The sequence below is a fragment of the Photobacterium sp. BZF1 genome (assembly GCF_014349205.1).
Classification (GTDB): Bacteria; Pseudomonadota; Gammaproteobacteria; order Enterobacterales; family Vibrionaceae; genus Photobacterium.
The window spans coordinates 1-24,145 of the sequence record NZ_JACSOF010000101.1; the positions used below are offsets into that span (position 1 = coordinate 1).

At 45.9% G+C, this 24,145-nt stretch carries 19 protein-coding genes; 14 read left to right on the forward strand and 5 right to left on the reverse strand.

Features of this window, described 5'->3' with window-relative positions:
• The first annotated feature begins 128 nt into the window (after nt 1–128).
• The 4 genes from BIZ37_RS20270 to BIZ37_RS20285 all read left to right on the forward strand — a co-directional run bounded on the left by BIZ37_RS20270 (nt 129) and on the right by BIZ37_RS20285 (nt 6,972).
• On the forward strand, nt 129–1,016 hold the full coding sequence (locus BIZ37_RS20270; protein WP_187463041.1) for a LysR family transcriptional regulator: 888 nt from the start codon (nt 129–131) through the stop codon (nt 1,014–1,016).
• Nucleotides 1,017–1,120: 104 nt separating this feature from the next.
• The gene (locus BIZ37_RS20275) at nt 1,121–2,299 is read left to right on the forward strand and encodes an efflux RND transporter periplasmic adaptor subunit (protein WP_187463042.1); all 1,179 of its coding nucleotides are present in this window, start codon (nt 1,121–1,123) and stop codon (nt 2,297–2,299) included.
• A 13-nt stretch (nt 2,300–2,312) separates the two neighbouring features.
• Nucleotides 2,313–5,444 carry an efflux RND transporter permease subunit gene (locus BIZ37_RS20280; RefSeq protein WP_187463043.1) on the forward strand — a complete coding sequence of 1,044 codons (3,132 nt, stop codon included), beginning with the start codon at nt 2,313–2,315 and terminating at the stop codon, nt 5,442–5,444.
• On the forward strand, nt 5,437–6,972 hold the full coding sequence (locus BIZ37_RS20285) for an efflux transporter outer membrane subunit (protein ID WP_187463044.1): 1,536 nt from the start codon (nt 5,437–5,439) through the stop codon (nt 6,970–6,972). The genes BIZ37_RS20280 and BIZ37_RS20285 overlap by 8 nt, the downstream gene beginning before the upstream one ends.
• 566 nt (nt 6,973–7,538) lie before the next feature.
• Here BIZ37_RS20285 and BIZ37_RS20290 read toward each other — a convergent pair.
• Complete coding sequence (locus BIZ37_RS20290; RefSeq protein ID WP_187463045.1) at nt 7,539–8,879, reverse strand: patatin-like phospholipase family protein; 1,341 nt, start codon at nt 8,877–8,879, stop codon at nt 7,539–7,541.
• A gap of 175 nt (nt 8,880–9,054) precedes the next feature.
• Between BIZ37_RS20290 and dgcN the strand changes: the two genes are divergently transcribed.
• Both dgcN and dgcA read left to right on the forward strand, forming a co-directional pair.
• The gene (gene dgcN / locus BIZ37_RS20295; RefSeq protein ID WP_187463046.1) at nt 9,055–10,059 is read left to right on the forward strand and encodes an N-acetyltransferase DgcN; all 1,005 of its coding nucleotides are present in this window, start codon (nt 9,055–9,057) and stop codon (nt 10,057–10,059) included.
• Nucleotides 10,060–10,069: 10 nt separating this feature from the next.
• Nucleotides 10,070–11,038: an N-acetyl-D-Glu racemase DgcA gene (dgcA, locus tag BIZ37_RS20300; protein WP_187463047.1), complete on the forward strand. Its 969-nt coding sequence runs from the start codon at nt 10,070–10,072 to the stop codon at nt 11,036–11,038.
• Between the two features lie 87 nt (nt 11,039–11,125).
• Here the strand turns inward: dgcA and BIZ37_RS20305 are convergent, their stop codons facing one another.
• The gene (locus tag BIZ37_RS20305) at nt 11,126–12,700 is read right to left on the reverse strand and encodes a BCCT family transporter (protein ID WP_187463048.1); all 1,575 of its coding nucleotides are present in this window, start codon (nt 12,698–12,700) and stop codon (nt 11,126–11,128) included.
• A 263-nt stretch (nt 12,701–12,963) separates the two neighbouring features.
• Nucleotides 12,964–13,899, reverse strand: a complete 936-nt coding sequence (locus tag BIZ37_RS20310) for a Gfo/Idh/MocA family protein (RefSeq protein ID WP_187463049.1) — start codon at nt 13,897–13,899, stop codon at nt 12,964–12,966.
• 105 nt (nt 13,900–14,004) lie between these two features.
• On the opposite strand from BIZ37_RS20310, the gene BIZ37_RS20315 reads away from it, so the two are divergent.
• Nucleotides 14,005–14,751, forward strand: a complete 747-nt coding sequence (locus BIZ37_RS20315) for a phosphatase PAP2 family protein (protein ID WP_187463050.1) — start codon at nt 14,005–14,007, stop codon at nt 14,749–14,751.
• A 237-nt stretch (nt 14,752–14,988) separates the two neighbouring features.
• A complete protein-coding gene (locus BIZ37_RS20320) occupies nt 14,989–15,867 on the forward strand; it encodes an AEC family transporter (RefSeq protein ID WP_187463051.1) in 879 nt (292 codons plus the stop codon).
• A gap of 91 nt (nt 15,868–15,958) precedes the next feature.
• Here the strand turns inward: BIZ37_RS20320 and BIZ37_RS20325 are convergent, their stop codons facing one another.
• Entirely contained in the window at nt 15,959–16,315 is a 357-nt protein-coding gene (locus BIZ37_RS20325) for a helix-turn-helix transcriptional regulator (protein WP_107298074.1), read from the reverse strand.
• A 272-nt stretch (nt 16,316–16,587) separates the two neighbouring features.
• On the opposite strand from BIZ37_RS20325, the gene BIZ37_RS20330 reads away from it, so the two are divergent.
• Nucleotides 16,588–16,977 carry a hypothetical protein gene (locus tag BIZ37_RS20330; RefSeq protein WP_187463052.1) on the forward strand — a complete coding sequence of 130 codons (390 nt, stop codon included), beginning with the start codon at nt 16,588–16,590 and terminating at the stop codon, nt 16,975–16,977.
• A 112-nt stretch (nt 16,978–17,089) separates the two neighbouring features.
• Entirely contained in the window at nt 17,090–17,539 is a 450-nt protein-coding gene (locus BIZ37_RS20335) for a DUF411 domain-containing protein (RefSeq protein ID WP_187463053.1), read from the forward strand.
• A 69-nt stretch (nt 17,540–17,608) separates the two neighbouring features.
• Here the strand turns inward: BIZ37_RS20335 and BIZ37_RS20340 are convergent, their stop codons facing one another.
• A complete protein-coding gene (locus tag BIZ37_RS20340) occupies nt 17,609–18,571 on the reverse strand; it encodes a hypothetical protein (protein ID WP_187463054.1) in 963 nt (320 codons plus the stop codon).
• A gap of 233 nt (nt 18,572–18,804) precedes the next feature.
• Here BIZ37_RS20340 and BIZ37_RS20345 point away from each other — a divergent pair, with 233 nt between their 5' ends.
• The 4 genes from BIZ37_RS20345 to BIZ37_RS20360 form a co-directional block, all read left to right on the forward strand.
• Entirely contained in the window at nt 18,805–19,500 is a 696-nt protein-coding gene (locus BIZ37_RS20345) for a DUF2786 domain-containing protein (protein WP_107298070.1), read from the forward strand.
• Nucleotides 19,501–19,804: 304 nt separating this feature from the next.
• Nucleotides 19,805–21,109: an inosine/guanosine kinase gene (locus BIZ37_RS20350; protein WP_187463055.1), complete on the forward strand. Its 1,305-nt coding sequence runs from the start codon at nt 19,805–19,807 to the stop codon at nt 21,107–21,109.
• A gap of 311 nt (nt 21,110–21,420) precedes the next feature.
• Nucleotides 21,421–22,407 carry an ABC transporter substrate-binding protein gene (locus tag BIZ37_RS20355; RefSeq protein ID WP_187463056.1) on the forward strand — a complete coding sequence of 329 codons (987 nt, stop codon included), beginning with the start codon at nt 21,421–21,423 and terminating at the stop codon, nt 22,405–22,407.
• On the forward strand, nt 22,397–24,145 hold a 1,749-nt coding region (locus BIZ37_RS20360), incomplete at its 3' end, for a bifunctional diguanylate cyclase/phosphodiesterase (RefSeq protein WP_187463057.1). The genes BIZ37_RS20355 and BIZ37_RS20360, both read left to right, overlap by 11 nt.

Below are 24,145 nucleotides of genomic sequence, written 5' to 3' on the forward strand. Positions count from 1 at the left end.
TCCTCTTCCTCATTCATGAAAATGACCTATTGATGTAATTAGATAATGATTCAACTTACTGAGATATATGTTATTTTGAATGGGATGATTTATGGAACACGCCACTTAGGGATAGATGAGGCTGGATTTTGAACTTACGTCAAATTGAAATATTTTACGCAGTAATGAAAAGTGGCAGTGTGTCTGGGGCAGCTAAATTACTGCACGTTTCACAACCAAACGTTACTCGAGTGCTCGCTCATACAGAACTGCAACTTGGCTTTCCTCTGTTCCATCGCCACAAAGGTCGACTTATCCCCTCTAAACAAGCCGAAGCCATATTACCTGAGGCTGAAAAGCTCTATCGTCAAGTAGGAAACCTGCAATCCCTTACGAGTAAACTGCAGAAAGGACACTCCCATCTTCGTATCGGAGCTCCGCCAATTCTTTCAACCAGTCTCATTCCGCCAGTATTAGCTAAGTTGTGTCAATTATCGCCAGTATCAGCTGAAATCTCGACAGGAAATCAGAATGAGCTCTGTGATGCTTTATTGGAAAACCAACTCGATTTTGCGATTAGCTTTGGTCACACAGCACCTCCAAGGATAACCAGTCAGGAACTAAAAAAGGCCGAAATGGCCGCCTTGCTAGCAAACAATCAGTCTTGGCCTTCGAACTCAATAACAATACCTGAAATTCTTAATCTTGCCCCTGTTGTTGGCTTGGATGCACGTGATCCTCTAGGGCTTGCTGTTAAGCATGCCATCTTAAAACACGCCCCTGATTACCACTTTCAGCTATCAGTAAGATCGTACTCTACCGCTGCGGAGTTGGTCATTCAGGGCATGGGCGTCACGATTGTTGACCCTTGGACAGCAAATAACTACCAAAAGAGAGTCAGGGTTCTCTCATTAACAGAGCATATCCCTGTCACTATCAGTTTACTTTTTGCCGACCATTCCCCTTTATCTTCAACGGCTAATCAGTTTCTTGAGCTTCTTTGTCAGTACTTAAAAGAGAATCCTGCGCAAAGATAAGACACTGTCACGTCGCAAACCTGAATAAGCTATTCATTACTCTTTATGATTAGAGCAAGGCTTAATCACGCTTTTAGTTTGTCGCTTTAAGGTAGGTTGGCGTAATGATCAGTGTTAAGCAGCAACTGTTACAACCGTTCTCTTTGTCTTTAGTCCTGTTAAGCATCACCTTTCTTCAAGGCTGTGAAGACAAACAAGCTACCGCCCCACAAGGGCCGCAATATGACATTGGTTATGTCACTGTCGCAACCAATTCGGTCGAGCTTCGCGATGAAATGCCTGGCCGAACGGTTGCCTCTTATGAAGCTGAAGTTCGCCCTCAAGTGGGTGGGATTATCCTCAAGCAATTGTTTGAGGAAGGAACCATGGTGGCAAAAGGCCAGCCCCTCTACCAAATAGATCCAGCGCCATTTCAACTCTCACTCGATCAAGCCCGCTCTGATCTCAACAAGGCCACAGCCAATCTTGCTACTGCGAGAAATCGTGCAGATAGATACCGTCGCCTTGTCAGGGAGAAGGCAGTCTCACGACAGGACTATGATGATGCTGTTGCAACCTACCAAGAAGCACAATCCGATGTTGCCAGTGCCAAGGCCAGTGTCGAAAACGCCAAAATCAATCTCAACTATACCAAGGTCAACGCCCCTATTGATGGTAGAGCTGGACGTTCTTCAGTCACGGCTGGTGCATTGGTGACGGCTAATCAATCTGCCCCTTTGGTAACGGTACAAACTTATAACCCAATGCATGTCGATCTTACCGCCTCTAGTACCGAGTTGTTGCAATACAGGCGAGAACTTGCCCAAGGCGCTTTCAAGCGCGATGATGCTGAATTAAGTGACATCCAGTTATCTCTCGAAGATGGCACCACTTATGATCAACCCGGCACGATCCTTTTCTCTGATATCAATATCGATGAAACAACCGGTTCTTTTGTCCTGCGGGTTTCCTTTCCAAACCCTCAACAGATTCTGCTACCCGGCATGTTTGTCAGGGCCTCCCTACCAAGAGGGGTGGTCGACAAAGCAATATTAATTCCAGCCAAAGCCTTAACCCGCACCCCTAAAGGAGAGGCTCAGGTAAGTGTCATTGGGCAAGACAACAAAGTGGAAGTGAAAACCGTTCAAACCGACCGGCTCGTTAATAACCAGTGGCTCATCACCAAGGGGCTGAGTGTCGGCGATAAAGTCATTGTCGACGGTTTGCAGTTTGTTCGCTCAGGTGCACCAGTTAGCAAGTCCCATGAAATTAGCACCACAACGACTAACAATCCTTCGAAGTAAATAGGACGGGTTCATGGCTCATTTCTTTATACAAAGACCTGTTTTCGCTTGGGTGCTTGCGATTTTGGTGATGTTAGCGGGGGTCATTTCCATCATCCTGCTGCCTATTGCCCAATACCCGACTATTGCTCCACCTGCAATTCAGATTTCTGCCACCTACCCTGGTGCATCAGCGAAAACCGCTGAAGACTCAGTGACTCAGGTCATCGAGCAACAAATGAATGGCCTTGATAATCTGCTTTATATGTCCTCAACGTCGGACTCTTTCGGTAATATCACCACGACCCTAACCTTTGCGGCAGGTACAGACCCGGATATTGCCCAGGTTCAGGTGCAAAACAAACTCTCTGTTGCAACCCCATTACTACCGCTTGAGGTACAAAACCAAGGCGTTAAAGTCGAGAAAGCCAGTAATTCGATTCTTATGGTGATTGGCTTTGTCTCTGATGATCCATCCTTAACGAACGAAGATATCTCAGACTATATTTCCAGTAATGTGCTTGACCCGCTAAGCCGGGTGGATGGCGTGGGGCAAACCCAGCTGTTCGGGGCGGAATATGCCATGCGGATATGGCTTAACCCATACCAGTTGGAAAACTATGACTTGATGCCATCGGATATCGTGGCGGCTATACAGGAGCAGAATGCTCAGGTCTCTGCTGGCCAACTTGGTGCGGCGCCAGCCGTACCCGGTCAACAGCTAAACGCCACGATTACGGCCCAATCGCGATTGCAAACGGTTGACCAGTTCAAGAAAATTTTGCTCAAGGTCAACCCTGATGGCTCTCAGGTGTTAATGGAAGATGTCGCTAGGGTCCAATTAGGCGCGGCATCCTATCAAACTGTCTCGAATTACAACAAGCAGCCAGCAACAGGGATATCCATTGCCCTAGCGACTGGTAAGAACGCATTGGAAACCGCCAACGCAGTTCGGGCCAAGCTGGATGAGCTGACCCCCTTCTTTCCTGAAGGCATCAAAGTTGTCTACCCCTATGACACAACCCCGTTTATCGAGATATCGATAGAGGAAGTGGTTAAAACCCTACTCGAGGCCATCTTCTTAGTATTCTTGGTGATGTTGTTGTTCCTGCAGAGTTTCAGGGCAACATTAATCCCTACCATTGCTGTACCGGTGGTGGTCCTCGGTACATTTGCCGTACTGCTCGCGCTGGGATATTCCATCAATACCCTGACGATGTTTGCCCTCGTATTGGCTATCGGCCTGTTGGTTGATGATGCCATCGTGGTGGTAGAAAACGTAGAACGGATCATGGAGGAAGAAGGACTTGAGCCAAGGGAAGCCACTGAAAAATCCATGACCGAAATCACTAGTGCGCTGGTGGGTATCGGTATGGTGCTTTGTGCCGTATTTATCCCAATGGCCTTTTTCGCGGGGTCTACCGGGGCTATCTATCGCCAATTTTCAATTACCATCGTTACCGCCGTCGCCCTTTCGGTAATGGTTGCCATCATTCTAACACCGACTTTGTGTATCAGTCTGCTCAAGACTACGGATGGACACAAAACGACGGGCTTTGCTGGTTGGTTTAACCGTAACTTCAACAAAGCCACTGAAAAATACACCTCAGCAGTGACCATTATCACCCATAGAAGTATCCGATTTTTATTAGTCTATTTAGGTATTGGTGCGATCATGGCATTGCTGTTCTTGCGCCTGCCGAGCGGGTTTCTACCCGATGAAGATCAGGGCATCATGATGAGTATGGTGCAACTGCCAAGTGGCTCAACACAGGAACAAACCTTAGCAATCCTCGATAAAGTGGAAGATCACTTTTTGGAGACAGAAAAGAAAAACGTCAAATCTGTTTTCTCTGTCTCAGGGTTCAGCTTTGCGGGTTCTGGTGCCAATACTGGGATGATGTTTATCGCCCTCAATGATTGGGATGAGCGCTCAGCTGATGAGGATAAAGTGGGTGCCATTGTCAGGCGGGCAATGATGGCCTTCACCGAAATTCCGCAAGCCTTGATCTTTGCTTTCGCTCCGCCCGCCATTATGGAATTAGGTAATGCCACCGGTTTCGACATGTTCCTCCAAGACCGAGCAGGACTTGGTCATGAGAAAATGACTGAAGCAAGAAACCAATTGCTGGGTATGGCGGCACAGAACCCTAACCTCATCCAAGTCCGACCCAATGGGTTAGACGACACGCCACAGTACCATATTCAAATCGATCAATTAAAAGCGCGGGCGCTCGGTGTCTCTATCAATGATATCAACAGCACATTAGGGACAGCGCTGGGCAGTAACTATGTCAATGACTTCGTCGATCGAGGTCGGATCAAGCAAGTTTATGTCCAAGCTGATATGCCTTATCGCATGAACCCGGCAGATATTATGGAATGGAAAGTCCGTAATCAGTCCGGTGAAATGGTGGCAATGCGCGTATTCAGTGAGGGCGAATGGACTTATGGTTCCCCACGCCTAGAGCGCTACAACGGGACCTCGGCAATGGAAATACTGGGCGAACCTGCGCCGGGTGTCAGTACCGGTGAAGCCATGTTGGAAATGGAGCAAATAGTTAGCCAGTTACCCAAAGGCGTTGGGCTTGAGTGGACGGGTATGTCCTATCAGGAACGAATATCCAGTGGCCAGGCACCTATGCTCTATGCCTTGTCGATACTCATCGTATTCCTGTGCCTTGCCGCACTGTATGAGAGCTGGGCTGTGCCCTTCTCGGTCATTCTCATCATACCGCTGGCAATTCTTGGAGCGGTGACGGCAACCTTGATATTCGGGTTAGATAATGACGTCTATTTCCAAGTCGGGTTATTAACAACGATTGGGCTTGGCTCGAAAAATGCCATTATGATTGTTGAGTTCGCCAAGTCCTACCATGACTCGGGTGAGGATATGTTCAAAGCTGCTATCCATGCTGCCAAAATACGCTTACGTCCAATATTAATGACGTCACTTGCATTCGGGATGGGTGTTGTTCCACTGGCAATCTCGAGCGGTGCAGGGTCAGGTGCACAAAATGCAGTAGGTACGGGCGTTGTAGGCGGCGTGATCACCGCCACCTTTCTTGGCATTTTCTTTGTGCCTCTATTCTTTGTCGTCGTCACGCGGGTGTTCTACGGCCCGGACAAAGAACCATCTACTGCAGAGGAGACCATGAATGACTAAAACAACGTCGCTGGCCTTCTGTATCTATGCCGCTACAAGCTTGGTGGGGTGCACTAACTTTATTCCAAGTTACCAACAACCTGTCGCCCCTATTGATACGGCATGGCCCGTAGATGAGAGTGCCAGCAACTTCTCGATTTATACCGGCAGCAATGTTCCCGGGGTATCCAATAACCAAACGGCAAGCCTTGAGCCATCAATCAGTCGGGTCTCTCCCTATGAAGACTGGCGGGCTTTTATCCAAAGTGACAAGCTGACACAGGTCATTGAGCTTGCCCTTCGTAACAACCGGGATGTACGGATAGCCATATTGAATATCCAACGTGCCGAAGCCCAATATGGTATCCAACGTGCAAACCGGCTGCCCAACATTGATCTGGGTGTATCCGGAGCCAACCAACGCTTGTCGGAAAACGTGAACAACGGTAATTCGACTATTAGCCGCCAATACAGCGTTGACTTGGGTGTGAGCAACTATGAAATCGACTTCTGGGGACGTATCCAAAGCCTTGAACAACAAGCTCTCGAGCAGTACCTATCGACCATTGAAGCAAGGAAAAACACCCAACTTAGCCTGATCAGCAGTGTGGTTGAAGCCTACCTGACGCTCATCGCCGATCAACGTTTGCTGCGCTTAGCCGAAGACACGCTTCGGGTTCAGCAAGATTCACTTACCCTGACTGAAAAGAGCTTCAACAGCGGTGTGGCAACCGGGCTGGATGTATCACAGGCCAAAACGACTGTTGCAACAGCGCTTAAAGATGTTGCCCTATTCACCAGTCAGGTCAATGTCGATATCAACGCCTTGAACATATTGACTGGCACACAGGTACCGATACACCTGCTTCCCCAGCTATCGGATAATATTGGATTTGCACCGGTTCATGTGGGTGTGCCTTCAGATGTATTGCTCCGCCGTCCTGATATTCTCTCCGCCGAACACCAGCTTCGTGCGGCCAATGCCAATATCGGCGCAGCTCGGGCGGCCTATTTCCCAACAATATCACTGACGGCAACCGGAGGGTTACTCAGTGCATCTGCTGATGATCTTTTCTCTGGGGATAGTCGCAGTTGGGTATTCACCCCTAACCTCGTTTTGCCGATTTTTAATTGGGGTGAGTTAGACAGCCAGTTAGATGTATCAATCGCCGATCAACAAATCGCCCTGAATCAATACGAACTGGCAATTCAAACTGCCTTTCGCGAGGTTGCTGATGCCCTAGCCAACCAAGCAACCCTGAAAGATCAGGTTTCTGCCCAGCAAATGCTAGTCGATGCAACAGGTGAAAGCTTCCGCTTATCAAATCTCCGCTTCGACGAAGGTGTTGATGACTATTTCACCGTTCTCGATTCACAGCGCGAGTTTTATACCGCCCAGCAAGAACTGATCAATACTAAGCTCTCCGAAGAGCTCAATTTAATCACCTTGTACAAGGTACTGGGCGGTGGCTGGGTAGAAACAGACGTTCCGATGCCGGATTCATTACCGTCAACTGATGCCCTGTACAACCAAAGATATAGTCAATAGATCTCAGCGCTTCGGTGAAAAAGCCTCAGAGCGATTAGAGACAGGTAAATTGCCATCCTTCTGCACTCTTAAGCAAAAGGATGGCCGATAAAAGGAAATTTCCGCTAGAAGATTATCCCAATTCTCATCAACGCAATGCTAACTATCAATCATTTCTATTGCTGATCGCCATAACTGTAATTTATGTAATTAAATTACACGACACCCAATTACGCATGCTATTAACTGCTTGAAAAGTGATGCGAGTCACACTAAAATTCTTCATGTGGCAGCAAGAAAGTCACATTTAAGTAAATTTATTACAAGCTTATTACAAGATAATGATAGAGGTGACTCATGAACTACGATTCTCTAATGGCAATGCACTACATCGTTTCTAAGCGTGTTAAATCACAAACAAAGCAAAAACGTAAGTAACAAGCTTAACACTCAGATTTATCTGAGCAGTTAGCCGACACAGTACAAATTTCAATAAGCACCCCAAGACATAATGACGAGTAAGCCCTCCTTAAAGGAGGCAGATGTAACGAATCCCCCTCTAAATCACTCGTCATTGAGAAATGAAGCTAAAGATCTTCTTCATCAGCACGGTAATTACTGAGAAACGCTTGAAAGGACTCATTTTGCATTAGCTGTTGATACCCTTCTTCAATTAAGGCATCCACCTGCTCAGGATCCAAGCTCAAATCTGTCGGGATCTGATTGAGATAATGCTTTTGCTTTATATCCGTCACATCTTGCAGGTTGATATCAACAAAGTAAGTCGACATCTGTACATCTTCCGTTGATAGAATCGTTGCCCATCGATCCATTGTTCTTGCAAACAAGCTTTTAGATGCGTCATTAAAGCGGTGGAGCTGTATATCTGTCATCGCCGACAAGGTCTCCCTGATTGTCGGTTCTTTGGTTGAACGCTCCATCTCAAAATCAGGTGATGTTGAGGCGTCGACAACAATCATCACAAAATGCGGCAAGGGCTTTGCGCCAATTCGCTTGAAGAATGCTTCACCGCCTCCTGAGCTTTCAATAACATCATAAAACGACAGCAGGCCAAGATTGTCAGTAATACCGCCGTCGACAAGATGAATAAACGTCCTATCGTATTTGTCCTGATAGCTTTTCAGTCCTTCCACCGTATGCCGGGTATGTGCCTTTCTATCATCATCTGAAGATAATTCAATCAGCTGGCTTTGCTCGCAACCTTCATGGTTTCTCAGGATAACGGGATTAAATACCAAAGGAACCGCCGAGGAAGCCGTTACTGCATTGGCAACGGGATAGGTTGATAAATCCGAACACAGCAGATCAAAATATTCTTGAAGGAATGAAAACCTTATTCCGCCCCCTAAGTCTGATGCGTTGACCACCACGATAGGTTTATCTGGCCGGTTCATATCGGCAAAGGTGGCGCCATAGAATAGAGTTTGTTGATAGTAATCGATAGTCCGCTGAGTTCTCCCCCCGGTAGTGAACCAAGTCTTCGGGCTTAAAACACGCGAAAAGAGGTCATCACTGATACTGTGATAAAGAAAGTCTCCCTCAAAGTCAGAAAAGAGCTTATCGCCATACAGGCCGTAATATGCCGCAGTAAAACTGCCACCAGATACCGAACTGATAAAATCAACTTCTTCCAGAACCGCCTTTGTGGGTTGCTCGAGCTTTAGTGATGTATCTCTCAGCGCTTTCATCACGCCGTATGATAATGCTGCAGCCCGTGTTCCACCGCCAGACATGGCGATAGCGACAGTAATTTCCCCCTTATTAACCCTATTTGCCGCTGTCGTGAGTGAATAGGTGTTCTCTGTATTCAAAGCAAGCTTAGGCTCATTGACGACTTTCCCATAGGTTGTGCAACCACAAGTCGTAACCCCCAGCAGCAAGCCTATTACTTTCTTTGCTAAACGCATTACACATTACCTATCCGGTTCTCTTTTTCTTTTAAACTAGCTGATACTGAGTAATGGGGGTGTAGCAACTAAGCGACTATAACCTGAAGTTATACCGTTGAAACATTTAAGTATTCGAGCTTGCGTCTAAGCTGATTTAAGGTGTTATTACGATAGCAAATACCAAGGATGAACCATGCAAATTCCACAACCTTACCTCTTGTTCCTCGGCGATGTCACAGATCCTCTCTCTGCCAAAACGGCTAGGGGAATACTTCAATGGCGACCGGAAATCTGTATCGGCCAGCTTCGACTAACACCAGAGACTGTCAGTCTTGAACTAGCGGATCTCTCCTTAGAAGATGCGTATGCCAAGGGTGCAAGAACGTTGGTTTTGGGAACGGCGAACTCAGGTGGTTTTATTCCACAAAGTTGGCTGACGACACTTGAACGCGCCCTCGACATAGGTTTTAACTTAGCATCAGGTATGCACCAACGACTAGGTGATAACCCAACTTTGGCACAAAAAGCCAGGGCCAATAATTGTAAGTTATTCGACATCAGGCACTTCGATGGGGGCTTGGAAGTAGGTAGCGGCAACCCCCGCGAAGGTAAAAGACTGTTGACCGTCGGAACGGATTGCTCTGTTGGTAAAATGTATACTTCCCTCGCCCTTGAGAAAGAGATGAACAAGCAAGGCCTAAAAGCCCAATTCTGTGCCACAGGCCAGACAGGCATATTTATCTCTGGCAAAGGAATAGCCATTGATGCGGTGGTGGCTGATTTTATTTCCGGTGCCACTGAAGCTATCAGTCCTGAATTTGATGACCATGACTGGGACATCATCGAGGGACAGGGCTCACTACTCAACCCTTCATTCGCAGGTGTAAGTTTAGGGCTTTTGCACGGCGCCCAGCCTGATGCACTGGTGCTTTGCCATGAAGTGGGACGTCAACACATTCGTCACCTGCCTCATATGCCTATGCCTGATTTAGCCCCCGTAATGGAAGCAAACTTGATGGCTGCCCGCCTGACCAACCGCGAAGCTAAATTTGTTGGGATCTGCCTCAATACCTCAGCACTGGATATTGAAGATGCCCGGGCATACTGCGAACAGCTTGCCAGCCAATTCCAATTGCCTGTCACCGACCCGGTTCGATTTGGTGTCTCAGCCATTGCCGAACAACTTCACCAGAATTAAAGGAGCGCTAATGGAAATCTCAGCTCGTCATGAACGCTTCGAACTGGCAAGGCCGTTTGTTATTTCCCGTGGTAGCCGCACCCATCAAGATGTTGTTGTTGCAACGGTAAAACTGGGGGATCGTAGTGCAAAAGCTGAATGTACTCCTTATGCCCGCTATGGCGAGAGCATCGAAAGTGTTATCAAGCAAATAGAAGGCTTTAGTGACGTTCTTGCACAGCAGCCAGACCTGTCAGCCAAATCGGTTCAGCAAGAACTCGTACCACAATTGCCTGCCGGAGCGGCAAGGAATGCTATCGACTGTGCGCTTTGGCGGCTCAATGCAGGAACAAACTTCCCTGCACCGCTGTTTGAAATCAAGCAGCAGATCACCACGGCTATGACGGTATCTATCGATACTCCGTCAACAATGGCCCAACAAGCGAGTGATCTTTGTGATTTAGGGGCAAAGTTACTCAAGGTAAAACTGGATGACAAACTCATCATCGAACGGGTTGCAGCAGTTCGAAATGCGGCCCCCGAGTGCGAAATTATCTTGGATGCCAACGAAGCATGGGAACATGAACCTTTAACCGAATTGTTCACCTCACTGAATGAATACAACATTCGGATGATTGAACAACCGGTTCCAGCAGGGAAAGATCATTTGTTGAAGGGCATCCCTCACCCTATCCCTCTGTGTGCCGATGAAAGCTGCCATACCAGTGATGATCTAGCAAAATTGGTGGGTTGCTACGAGATGATCAATATCAAACTGGATAAAACTGGCGGGTTAACTGAAGCCATCAAGCTTGCACAGCAGGCTCGAGCACAAGGGCTGGAGGTCATGGTCGGTTGCATGGTCGGTACATCACTTGCTATGGAGGCTGCCCTGCCTGTTGCCAGCCAAGCTGCATTAGTCGATCTGGATGGCCCAGTGCTGTTAAAGCATGACCGTGATAATGGTTTGGTTTATCAAGATGGTTTGATTCTGACTTAACCCCGACCGATTTAGGCCAGAGTCTTGGCAAAAAAAAGCGCAAGCCACATTAATGGCTTGCGATTTAATTCATCAAGTAAAATCAGTTTACGACTGACTGACCACTTCTGTTTGGTCCCAGCTTTGCTGAGCTTTAGCTTGGGATTCTGCCTTCTTGCCCTGCATCCTAAGCACTGCGATAGGACCAGTAACCAGCGTCACAGCAATCAAAATGGAAACAGGTACTGCAGTGATCACGATAAACGACTGCAATGCGTTCAAGCCGCCGTCACCGGCAAGTAGAAGTACCCCTGCAATCACGCCCATCGCCAATGCCCAGAACAGACGCTGTGATTTTGATGGCTGGTTGTCGCCAGAAACCACAAGAGCAATTGAGTAAGCCATTGAATCGCCGGTTGTCACAACGAACGTTGTCGTCAATACCAAGAATGCCGGAATCAAAAGCTCGTTGAATGGCAACTGAGCCAATGACGCTAGCAATACTGCTGGCAAGCCTGAGTCAGCAAGCGGGCCTGAAATACTGCCAGGAACCTGCATTTCAAAGAAAATCCCAGTTCCGCCCAATACCGTAAACCAGAAGTTGGTTACGATCGGCGCTGCTACTGCGATGGTCAGAATCAGTTCACGGATACTACGGCCTTCAGAGATGCGCGCAATAAAGATGGCCATCATAGGTGCGAAGCCGATAAACCAGCCCCAGAAGAACCAAGTCCACCACTGACTCCACGCAGGGCTGTCAGCATTCACGCTCATTTCAGGCAAGTTCTGGATGTAAGAAGCAAAAGCCAGTCCGAAATGTTCAAAGATGAAGTGAGTTGGACCAAACACCAGCATGACCATCAGCAAAGCAAACGCACCGACAATATTAAAACGACTCAGCCATTGAAGGCCTTTATCCATACCGGTAAATGCTGATAGCGAGTAAATTGCCACAACGACGGCCAAAATCACCATTTGACCAGAGGCATTATTTTCAATACCTGCAACGACTTCAAGGCTGTAACCCAACTGAGAGGCAAGGAAACCAATCGGCCCAATTGTGCCTGCCGCTACCGCAATGATTGAACATGCATCAATCACAGAACCAACCCAATGGTTCTCCAACTTATTACCTACAAGAGGATATAGCAAAGCACGAGGGCGAAGTTTCACCCCACCTTGATGGTGTGCGTACATCAGAACAATCGTTGCAAGCGTACCTAGTGCAGCCCATGCCAGGAACCCCCAATGCATGAAACTTTGGCTAAGAGCAGGAACTACTGCAGCTGCCGATTGCGCTTCAACGCCTTCAAAACTTGGCGGCATTGTCATGAAATGATAGATAGGCTCTGCCGCTGACCAGAACACACCACCACCTGCCAGCAGAGTACACATGATCATTGCCAACCAACGGAATGTACCGATTGTAGGCTTGCTGTTTATAGCGCCAAGGCGTTGCTTGCCATATGGGCTTACCGCAATGACGAGGGCAATAACGAGGTTAATTACCATCAGCCACTGCCAAAATTGGCCAAATGCAGCAGTCGAATACGAAAAAGCGGTATTAATGATCTGACTGATTAATTGCAAATCGTAGAGGGAGAAGAGGAGAAACAGTCCTAGGAAACTAATAGTTAGAACTGAAACTTTTTTGTCGCTACCTTTTAGGGTATTGCTTAGCATAATAATCTCACGGTGTGTGTGAGGGGCGGCACTTTAACAGCTCATTCCCCACCACACCAGTGAAATATTTCTTTATATTTTATAATGACAACTCAAATACATAGCATCATTTATCTACACCCCAGCAAAATAGTCAACTATTAGAGGTAGTTATAAGGCTTGCTACCCACTCTGGGTTAAATGCTTTGAACACGAAATATTTTTTGTGATGTAGTTCAAAATTACATCAAACGCGAAGTATGAAATTGCCAACAATACTCACTTCATTTCATTTGATTAACCAAGTGCTCAGCTAACAGATGGCTATGCAGGTTACGTTGAGTAAGAGAATGTGACTGTTTTCCTGCACTTACCACCTCTAGCCAGTGTTCAGCCATGGCATGGAAGCCTTTGGCTGCCAACATGGGGGTCCAGTCAGCAAGTTTCAGACGCTCTTCTTTACCCCCCTGCCAACAACTTCCCTCGGTGAAAGAATCAAACCGGTAACTGACATTTTGATAGTTGGCCGACACCGTTTCCATTGTCGCGCCATGCTGCCTGTTCATAGAGGCATGGAAAAGCGTTCCTCCCTGCTGCCACTGCACATCCAATCTACCCAATAAAGGTTGCCCGCCTCTTTGAACAAACTGACGAGTCACATAGGTATCATCTGGTAAAATGCTGGCATTGACATTAATGCTGTCTAGCGGGTGAATGAAGTCATCAAAAATGAAGGTACGCGCCTCCCCCGGCAAGTCATGGCGATGCTTCTCCCAGCGTAATGACAATAGTGGAGGTGCAGTCTGGTTATCGCCTGTTACGCCCGGAAAGTATTGTTGATAAAGAGGAATATAACGACGGTTGAACCCCATAAATAGAGGAACCTGATGACTTTCTGCAACATCATAAAGTTGCTCGCACTGCTGGTAGTTATCTGCCAGAGGCTTGTCAACAAAGACAGGAACACCAAGTTTCAGGAAATACTCGGCTAACATAGGATGTGAAGACGTCGCACTGTGGATCATGACAGCATCTACCCCAGCCTTAGCGAGGCTACGGTAATCCGTAAAGGTTTCCTTCACATGGTACTTCTTGGCCAGCTGCTGTAAGCGTTCAGGGTTACGGGTACAAAACACCCACTCCACATTTTCCATTTGGGTTAGTACTGGCAAGTGGGCTTTAACAGCTATATCGCCTAATCCAATTAGGGCTATTTTCATTTTTTTCCTTACTAAACTTAGGCTAACGGTTTATGACACTTATTTTACTTTTCCGCGAGTAAACTCTGATAGAATCCCGTCTCCATTTTATGAAGTGTATTGATTATGTCTCTCCGTCCATTCATCCAACAAAAAATACCCGGCCTTATCGCACTCCTGTTAATGACCACTGTCTTGTCTGCGGTATTGGTATTTTATTCTCAAGCCAACTTGAATGGGCCTGTCTCTGATACCAGCGGAATGCTGTTTTCACTCCTAACACACTCAGCAGGCAACCCAGGCTTTCTGGTTTCAGTCGCCGTGTTTATGCTCATCCCGATTGTATTAAGACTACCACGCAAATCACTGATAAAAATAGGTATTCAATTTGCTCTTCTGCTGGCATTAAGTTTTGTTGCCAAAACTGTGATGAAGCACATCACTGAAGTTCCTCGACCATATACGCATGAACTACAAGCACTTCACATTGTCGAAAGCCCGCAAGCCTTCTATGCACTGAGCAATGAAGACAAAGACAAGGCAGTGCAAGAAGCCAGCAAAAGTGTCAGCCACTGGCGTATTAGTCATTGGCAGGGAGAAACGAACTATTCGCTACCATCCGGCCACACGATTTTTACCGCTGTCTGTGTCGCTTTCTGGGGTGGTTTCTTCTTGAGGCGTCGTCAGATCATACCTGCTAGCATCATTATTGTATGGGCAGTGGGTGTCGGTATCAGCCGTATCTGGTTGGGTATGCACTGGCCGACAGATCTGCTGGCCTCTATCTTCGGCGCGGCATGTTTGTACCTTTGCATTCCTGAGTGGGGACTCTCGCCGGAAAAGCAAAGTAAACTGACTGAACAAGCTAGTTAAACAGACAAGCTTGTAAATAAATACCCAGCACAGTCAGTAAACCCTCGAAGTACCTTGCTGCTCAAGACACATATTCCCTACCATTGTCTTGATCAGCAAGATAATGCTTCTAACACAACGCCTTAGCTAAGCCTTTCATCAGAATTTTTCCTCACTCTTTATCAATAACGCCCTATCTACATACTCTGAAATACGGTAATTTGATTGGGGTAAATCTATATTGGCATAAGGGATAGCATGCTTGAACAAATTGTAGGGATCCTCTTTCCCGTATTCACTTTGGTACTGATTGGCTTTGCCGTTGGTCGATGGTTAAAACCAGATTTCCGGCCTATCAACCGAATAAACATGGATGCCTTTACTCCAGCCTTGGTCTTCTCGTCTTTAGTGGCCATGCCCCTTGATGTTGAACAGCTTCCCCTCCTTTATGCCTCTCTCATTGCTGTCCTCATCCCGGGTATTCTCATGATACCTGTTTGCCGTTTCAGCAAACTCAATTACAAAGCGTGGGCGCCACCCCAGATGTTCCGCAATAGCGGTAACCTTGCCATCCCCCTATTCACCTATGCCTTTGGTGACTCTGCGCTCGCCCCTGCGGTTTTACTGTTTGTGGTCTCGGCTTGTGTCCACAGTAGCCTCGGTTTGGCCATGCTCAGTAATGGGAACCCTTTCAAGCAGATGATTAAGATGCCAATATTCATTGCGACCTGTGCGGCACTGCTTGTCAATATCAGTGGTGTGGGGGTTTGGAAACCATTGTATGACGCTACTGCATTGCTTGGGCAAGCAGCAGTACCGGTAATGTTGCTGTCGTTAGGTGCGCAAATGTGTCATTTACGTCTGGAAGGACTGAAGATAGGGTTGGTTTGTACTTGTCAATCACTGGCCACCGGTGCTGTGGCGTTTTCACTGATCTACTTCTTTGTTCCACTCCCCACGCTAGAACTGCAAATGATGGTGCTATTCACCATGTTACCACCAGCAGTCATGAACTACCTTTATGCCGAGCGCTTTGTCGTTGAACCTAGCAATGTTGCATCAATGGTGCTCTTCGGTAACTTCTTCAGCATTTTCGCTCTGCCTCTTTTACTGATGTTTTCATTGTCTTTGGCTTAAACAAAAACACCTCTGTCGATAATTTAATGAATAAACTATCCGCAGAGGTGTCAGACTCGGAATGCATCAAAAAGGGTTAATACAAACGGGATTAATGCACTTCAACGCTATGTACGTATTCTACAACCAGTTGATTGCCTTCATAGCGTACATTTTTGATGTCACCATCAACAATAAAGGTATTAGTCAGAGTCACCGAGTTTGGCATATCACCGCTCATCTGATTGCGGAGCGAAGGCAAAGTAAGAATTGGATCGACACCGATATAGCTACAGAATTGAGTGACAAAACGGTGCTCCAAAGGAACACTACCACGAAGAATGTCAGAAAAGACCAGTTGACTCACCCCAAGGCGCTTGGCCATTTCGATCTGGGTTACTCGCATTTTAGCTTTGTAGCTCATCCAAGTATCATGAAGTACCTGGCGGTCTTGTTCTGTATATTGCATCTTAGTTTCCTTGCGCCCTGTGCCTAGCGCACTTGTATTTTTTCGTTGCACTTATTTAAGCTGATCCTTAAATCTGTTTTGTCAGAGAAAAGTAAGGCTTCAAGGCATTCAAACCCACGTCACATAAGGGGTGGCTAGTTTTTCACGAAAAACAAACGGGCATTCATAGGCTTGTCATTTTTTGTCCAAACAGTGCACTTTGTTGTTACTGAGATTGTCCAACTCCAGAAATGATGGATATAATGTGCTTGTCCACCAAATCAAAGGTTGTTATGCGCTTTCAAAAGATGATCGCTAAATTTGTCATCTTCCTAATGCTGTCTGTTTCAGTAGCATCGTACGCATCTCCAGCATTTGCCAGCCAAGCGCCCTACAGCGGCCATGGCTGCAGCCCAGCGGCAGTTATGTCCCATTGTTGCAGCACGGGAGCAGTAATGAGCTTTGTCGTTTCTGATACCGGCGATATTTGCACTATTGTCAAAACAACCTCTGATGATAACTGTTGTAAAGACAACCAATGCCATTCCGGACAAATCCCTCTTGCCATTCTTGCCAATGAGCTTACTTTCTCCCCTTTTGTTGGTGCCCACCACTATAAATACCTAGAAGGGAGCCAACCACTGATCAATCAAGTGATCTTCCGTCCTCCTGTCATTGCTTAGTTTGGTCTTTCAAGTCCAAGTACTGATCGTTCAGCCATTTCGGCTGCACCTAAACGCTTCATATTAAGCAACATAAGTTATTTAAATTAATACGTTACTGACAGGTATTATCATGAAATTGTCTTCAAAAGCCCTAATTGCAACAGCATTGATCACAACAAGCGCTTTCTCTTTTGCTCAAACTTTCAAGGGAACGAACTATCAATCTCCTTACTGCGGTTGCTGTAAGGAGTGGGTAAAGCACATGGAAGATAACGGTTTCGAGCTAGATGTGGTTTATCAAGAGAACATGACGCCCACTAAGATTGACTTGGGCATTCGTCCAAAATATGCCTCTTGCCACACTGCAGAAATTGAAGGCTATTCGCTTGAAGGTCACGTCCCTGCCGAAGAGATTCTTCGCTTTATCGAGTCTAAACCTAAGCGCATGATTGGCCTAGCCGTTGCTGGTATGCCAATGGGATCACCAGGTATGGAATACAATGACCAGAAAGATCCTTATGAAGTGCTCGCCTTCGATGAGAATGGCCGCACTATGGTATGGTCTCGCCATAATCAGTAATTAGACTACATCAAATAGCAAAAGGCGCCATTGGCGCCTTTTTCTTATCATTCAAAACGCTAGTTTAACTCATAGCTTATCGAACCACTGCCGATTCGGATCCTGGTGTTCTGCCCACTCAGGTTCAAGCTCTCGATGCTCAAGGTAAATCTGCATTGCAGTAAAATACGTAAATGCCGTTAGCTCCGAATCAGCGCCAAAGTGTTCAAAAAAGGCATCTTCTTGCTCAGCAAGCTGATTCAAGGTTTTAATCCCTTGCTTTAAAACCCACTGAGTCGCATGGGGTGGGATCATTGTCCGGTGCAAGATTAGCTCAGCAATATCACTGACGTTGACATCAACCCCCTTGGCTTTACTTGTTTCAGGGATAGCCAACGCAGCTTCTTCAGCAAGCAAGGCCTTTAAGCTGTCAATGCTCGCCGAACGCTCTGCTACCGAGTAACCATAGGTCGTTTTAGCAAAACGGATGGCATAAGCAAGACGGTCACGCCCCACGACTTCAACCACCTCCTCAAGGTATTCCTGTGGAATGCTGTATGACTTCGCCAATTGCTCTACGGCGTGGCTCAAACTCGTGTAACTAATACCGTCAAACTGAACATGGAAACTGGTACTGAGTGCTGCGATTGGCAAACCATCGATAGTGAGCGGCCAACCGTTGTAATTCACTCTGGCTTTGGCAATTTCAAACATTTTCCAAGCACTCTCGCGAAAACCTTCTAAAGCCTTGCCTTCAAACTCCGACTGTTCCAGTTCCTCCTTGGTCCAATTAACCCCAATTTGGAGGTGCTTCTGGTACTTCCGGTGGAGCTGCTCTTTTACTTTGTCGCGAAGCAACTCTAAATCACTCGCTTTGACACCTTTGCAAATGCCATAACACTCCTGGCAACTAGGCAGCAACACAGGTAGCTTCTGGTGATCGTAATTAGGTGAAGGTAAAAAGGCGAACGACTCAAAGTAAGGCTCACCACAGAACCAGCAGGTATGGCGATATTCAAAAGGAACATCAACGGATTGGTAGGTCGCTGTCATAGCAAAATTACCCAAAAGAAAAACTGTGAAGTGACTTAAACCTATTATGCGCACCTCGTAATCAAGACTCAAGACGAAGTGCTTGCAAATTGCTGATATACAGAGAATACATAGCAACCGCTAGGCCCGCATAAATTCAAGATAAAAACTGCATAAAGTATCCGCTTAAGAGAATTGTGCTGGCTATGCGAACACGTTAAAATATGTGCCCTTTTCCATCATGGTGCAATCGAATGTCTGAACAGAAGCGAAAGGCGCTCAAGAAAATTGCAAAATGCCTCGAGCTGGGTAACTCTGCTAACGTCAATGAAGCCGCGCAAGCGATCAAGATGGCGCATCGTCTGATGCTCAAATATGGTCTTGAACAAGATGATATAGAGTTTATCCAGATGGGCAAAACCAAAACTCAGACCTTGCTACCGGCCGACATCAGCCAACAGATCTTGAAGATCATCCGTGGTATCAACCGCAAGTTTGGTGTGGAATGCGTCCTTACCAACCATAAAGGTCTCAAGCAAGCAGAGTTTATCGGTGTCGCAGAGCGAGCTATCTTTGCTGCCTTTGCCTTCGACGTTATGTACCGTGAAATGAATCAGCAGACCGGCCAGTTCAGAAATAGCTTCCAAGGCACTGGTACCAGTAATGCCGAAGTGACTCGCCGTGTGTCATCTTTCCTTGCTGGCTGGCTTGAAGGTGCTCTGGAAAAGTTACCGGAACTCAATACTGACGATGACCACGACAAGCGCATGACAAATTTCATCGACAAAGAGTTTGAAAACCTTGATCGTGAAACCTTCAAAAAGCAGCTTCAAGAAGCCATGAATGCGCTAACCGATGACTATGAAAAAGGCATGAAGAAAGGCCGCTCAATTTCAGTGAACCGCCCTGTTGCTGGCGAGAAGGCTTTTAAGCCCAAGTTGCTCTCTTAACAAACGTTTTTTGTGGAAGGCTGCTTAATACCCTATCACTAAGAGCACGAATCTGTAGCTATTGAGCTCAATATGAAATTTAAGGTATAGTTACACCTTACCCTCCTAGAAACAGCCCATATTGTGGCTGTTTTTTTGTTTGTAAAATAAGCATTTATACCTCTCAGAACTACCAGCTATTTCATTCTGAATAAAAAAACAGCAACCAATCACAAAATGTCACCTTAACGTCATGAAGTGGGATATAAATCTCATTTTTATGATACAATGAAACAAAATTCCCTTTAACCGATAGCCTTCAAACATGAAATTCCCTGGTCAGCGTAAATCAAAGCATTACTTCCCAGTTAATGCCCGCGATCCATTAGTAGCTCAAATCCAGCAAGAAAATCCGCTATCTCGTACTCACCTTGTGGGTGTCGGCCAAACTATCGTAGATATCGAAGCGCGTATCGACGATGACTTCTTGGCACGCCACAATCTAAGCAAAGGCCATTCACTGGTACTTGCTGAAGATAAAGCAGAATTGCTTTACCAAGAGCTGAAAGAACGCAACCTTATCAGCCATGAGTACCCGGGTGATACCATTGGTAACACCCTACACAACTACTCTGTTCTTGCGGATGACAAGTCGATTCTTCTTGGTGTGATGAGCCAAGACCTAAAAATCGGTTCTTACGCTTACCGCTACCTATGCAATACCTCTAGCCGCATGGATCTAGATTTCTTGCAACCTGTTGAAGGCCCTATTGGTCGTTGCTATACCCTTATCACCGAAGACGGTGAACGCACTTTTGCGATCAATGAAGGGGAAATGAATCAGCTTAAGCCTGAGTTCGTTCCTGAAGCTGCATTTGAAAATGCTTCTGCGCTGGTTTTGTCCTCCTACTTGGTACGAGGTAAGCCGGGCGATCCTATGAAGGATTCAGCACTCAAAGCTATCGAGCACGCTAAAAAGCACAACGTACCTGTTGTTCTAACCCTAGGTACCAAGTATGTCATTGAAGGCATGCAAGATTGGTGGATCGACTTCCTAAAAGAGCACGTAACTTGTGTTGCGATGAACGAAGAAGAAGCCGAAGCACTAACCGGTGAGAAAGATCCGCTTGTTGCTGCAGATAAAGCCCTTGAGTGGGTTGACCTTGTCCTTTGTACTGCTGGCCCTGTAGGTCTATACATGGCTGGTTACACAGATGACGAGTTAAAGCGCGAATCTACCCTGCCGCTACTGCCTGGCCAAATTGCTGATTTCAACAAGTACGAATTCAGCCGTCCAATGAGAAAGGCATCGTGTGAAAACCCAATCCGTGTTTATTCACACATTGCGCCATACCTTGGTGGCCCGGTTGAAATCAAAAACACCAACGGCGCAGGTGATGCAGCCCTTTCGGCACTGCTTCACGACATGTCTGCAAACCGTTTCCACAAGGCGAATGTACCAAACTCTGGCAAGCACGAGGGTGACTTCCTAAGCTACTCTTCGTTCTCCCAAATTTGCCAATACTCAAACCGCGTAAGCTACGAAGTATTGACTCAGCACGCCCCTCGCCTATCGCGCGGACTGCCGGAGCGTGAAGATTGCTTGGAAGAAGCATACTGGGAGCGTTAATCGCCAACAGCGTATTTCTAGAAACGGAGCCTCGGCTCCGTTTTTTTATACAAAAATAACCCTTTCCACTACCATGCCGTATTAGGCAATCACTCTCCGTCCCATTATTCCTCGGACTTTACGCATCGAAACTGTGTAGTGAAAGCTGGACATCTTATTATGCCTTTTAGAGCAACTGTCCTAACCTTAAAGTATAAGTTATCACTTTAACTTATTGATGAATCAGTCATTAGTGGTGCTGGAAGTCAAATTAATATTGAAATAGAAAACATTACACACAGGTAATTGAAAACAAATAGGATGTTTCAATAATGAAAGTAGTGGCCGCTTTATTTCTATTCATTACATTGGTTGGCTGTAGTGACGATCAACCAGAGCAAAATATAGCCACAGATACCTCTCAGGTTTCTGTTGTCACCGGCGTTCAACCTGGAACCGGGCTATTACGCATTGCTGATAGTGAGCACTATTTTCAGCAGCACAATGTCTCCGTTGATATTGAAGAAAAGCTCAGTGGAAAATTGGCTATCATCTCTGTGATCAACAAAGAAGTAGATGCTGATATCATTTTTACAGCTGATATCGCCTACCTAGCGAATCAACATTCCTTACCAGACTACCGTGTAGTTGCTTCCGTTTTTGATTCCGACAATCTCAATGCCATCGCTAGTATAAAGCCATTGGGTGATATTCAAGCTATGGCTGGTAAAACCCTGTGTACCCAATACCTATCTGCGCTTCATTTCTTCGGCCAAGTTCTGGTAGAAAGAAACGCAATTCAGGATGTTACTTACCAGTTTTATAAAGTCTCAGAACTCAATGACAGGCTTCTCGATGGTGAGTGTGATTTTATTACCACACGGGAGCCATTAATCGCCGATTTACTGGTTAAAAGTGATCACCAAGCGCAGCTAACCTTCTTCCCTGGGGTCTACCTGCAGCATGAATTAATGCTTGCCCATGACAGGGTCGCTGATGAAACATTGAGCCAATTTGTCAAATCCATGATTCAGGCCGAGAGTTTATTTCACATCGCCCCTGAACAAGTCAATTTAACCCTGAGCCAAAGCTTAAAAACCACGCCTAAGCAATTGAGTATCCTTCACAATGACAGCGTGTGGGAAGTGTCACTCTATCAACCATTGATCCCGTTACTTGAACGTCAAATGGAATGGCTCATCTCTCATGGTGTCGATGAAGGTAAAGGTAAGTCGTTTTCCTCATCTACCTCGTTAAGACCCGATGTATTACAGCATATTGCCCCGTTACGACAAACGGTGATTGCATATGAAGATTAGTATCAAGCAAATCATCGCCCTTTTTGTCATCCTACTGACATGGTTTATCCTTGCCCTCTTCTATGTATCTGAGAAACAGAACCAAATCAGGGAAGAAGTCATAAACATTGATGAACAAGCCTTTCGCCTTACACAAGAAACGAATAGGTTAAATGTCTTTGTTGCCGATTACATTTTCAGGCAATCACCTGACTCTTTGGAGAAGTGGGCGAAAACACTCAATAGTGTCGAGCAACAATATGAACATTTATTATTGTCTGCCAACCTTAATGATCACTCCATATCTAAACGTATTGAGGCCGATATATTTAGAATTAGAAAGCAATTTTCATTACTACAAGGTGCCACCAGCAGCAACGATACTCATTGGATAACGATCAACCTCAATACATATAATCAAAACCTAATCACCCATCTAAACAAACTGATCAAGGAAATCAGAAAGACAGCAACCAGTGAATTATCTAAACTGACTGCTAATCAAAGGATCATTTTTTCCATCATCACAACCTTAGCTATATTGCTGCTAGCGGTCATACATTCCGCCCTTATTGCACCACTTAAAATTGTGAAACATTTACTCTATCGCATTGGGCGGGGCGATAAGGTCATCGATTTCCGAAAGTCACATATCCAGGAGTGGTACCAATTAACCAGCGATATTGAGTCTATGTATTATGACTTAAAAACAACCACCGTCAGCAAAGCTGCGCTTGAATCAGAAGTCGAGATGAGAAGAACGGCAGAGAAAAATGCTAACACACTCGCTCGTACTGACTTTTTAACGGGTTTGCCTAACCGCAGACGCTTAAGCGAGTTATTTAAGTTAAAGAAAATGCAGCAAGAGAAACTTTTCCTTATGTTCCTTGATATCGATAACTTTAAGTCAATCAATGATAATCTCAGCCATTCAGTGGGTGATGAGTTATTACGCTGTATCGGACGCCTTATAGAAGGACAATTAAACGAAAATGATGTTGTCGCGCGAATTGGTGGTGATGAGTTTGCAATTATCTACCTTAACAACAGCAAGAAACGTGCAATGGATTTAGCTCGGGACATTCGACACAAATTAAGTCAACCTATCCAAATTGCGAATTCGACAATTAGAGTTCGCTGCTCTGTCGGTATTGCCACCTACCCTGAGGATGGGGCGCAAGCTAATACATTACTCGCGAATGCTGATACTGCCATGTATTACGCTAAAAAGCACCAAGTCGAAACTTCTGGTATCGCATTATACACCACCCAGATTGGTAACCTCAGTAGAGACGACTTTGTCATCAACCAACAACTCAAACTCGCAATAGAGGCCAACGAGTTTGATGTATGGTTTCAACCACAAATCAATATCCAAACAGGTTTAGTTGAAGGGTTCGAAGCATTGCTGAGATGGAGGAAAAAAGACGGAAGCTTTATTAGCCCTGAACTCTTTGTTCCCTTGTTAGAAGAATCAACGGATATCGTTGAGGTTGGGAATTTCGTAATCGATAAAGCTATTGAGTTTCATAAAAGACTTCTTGATACAGGCTATAAACTCTCCGTATCAATTAATGTTTCAGCTGTACAACTCGAGCATGTTGATTTCATTACAGCCTTACATCAAAAAATAATCAGTAAAGGGCTAACTCCAGAACATTTCCCACTAGAACTAACAGAAACGGCTATTTTCAAAAATAAGCACAAAGCCCTACAATCAATGCAAACATTGAATGAGCTTGGCTTCTCGCTTCAGTTA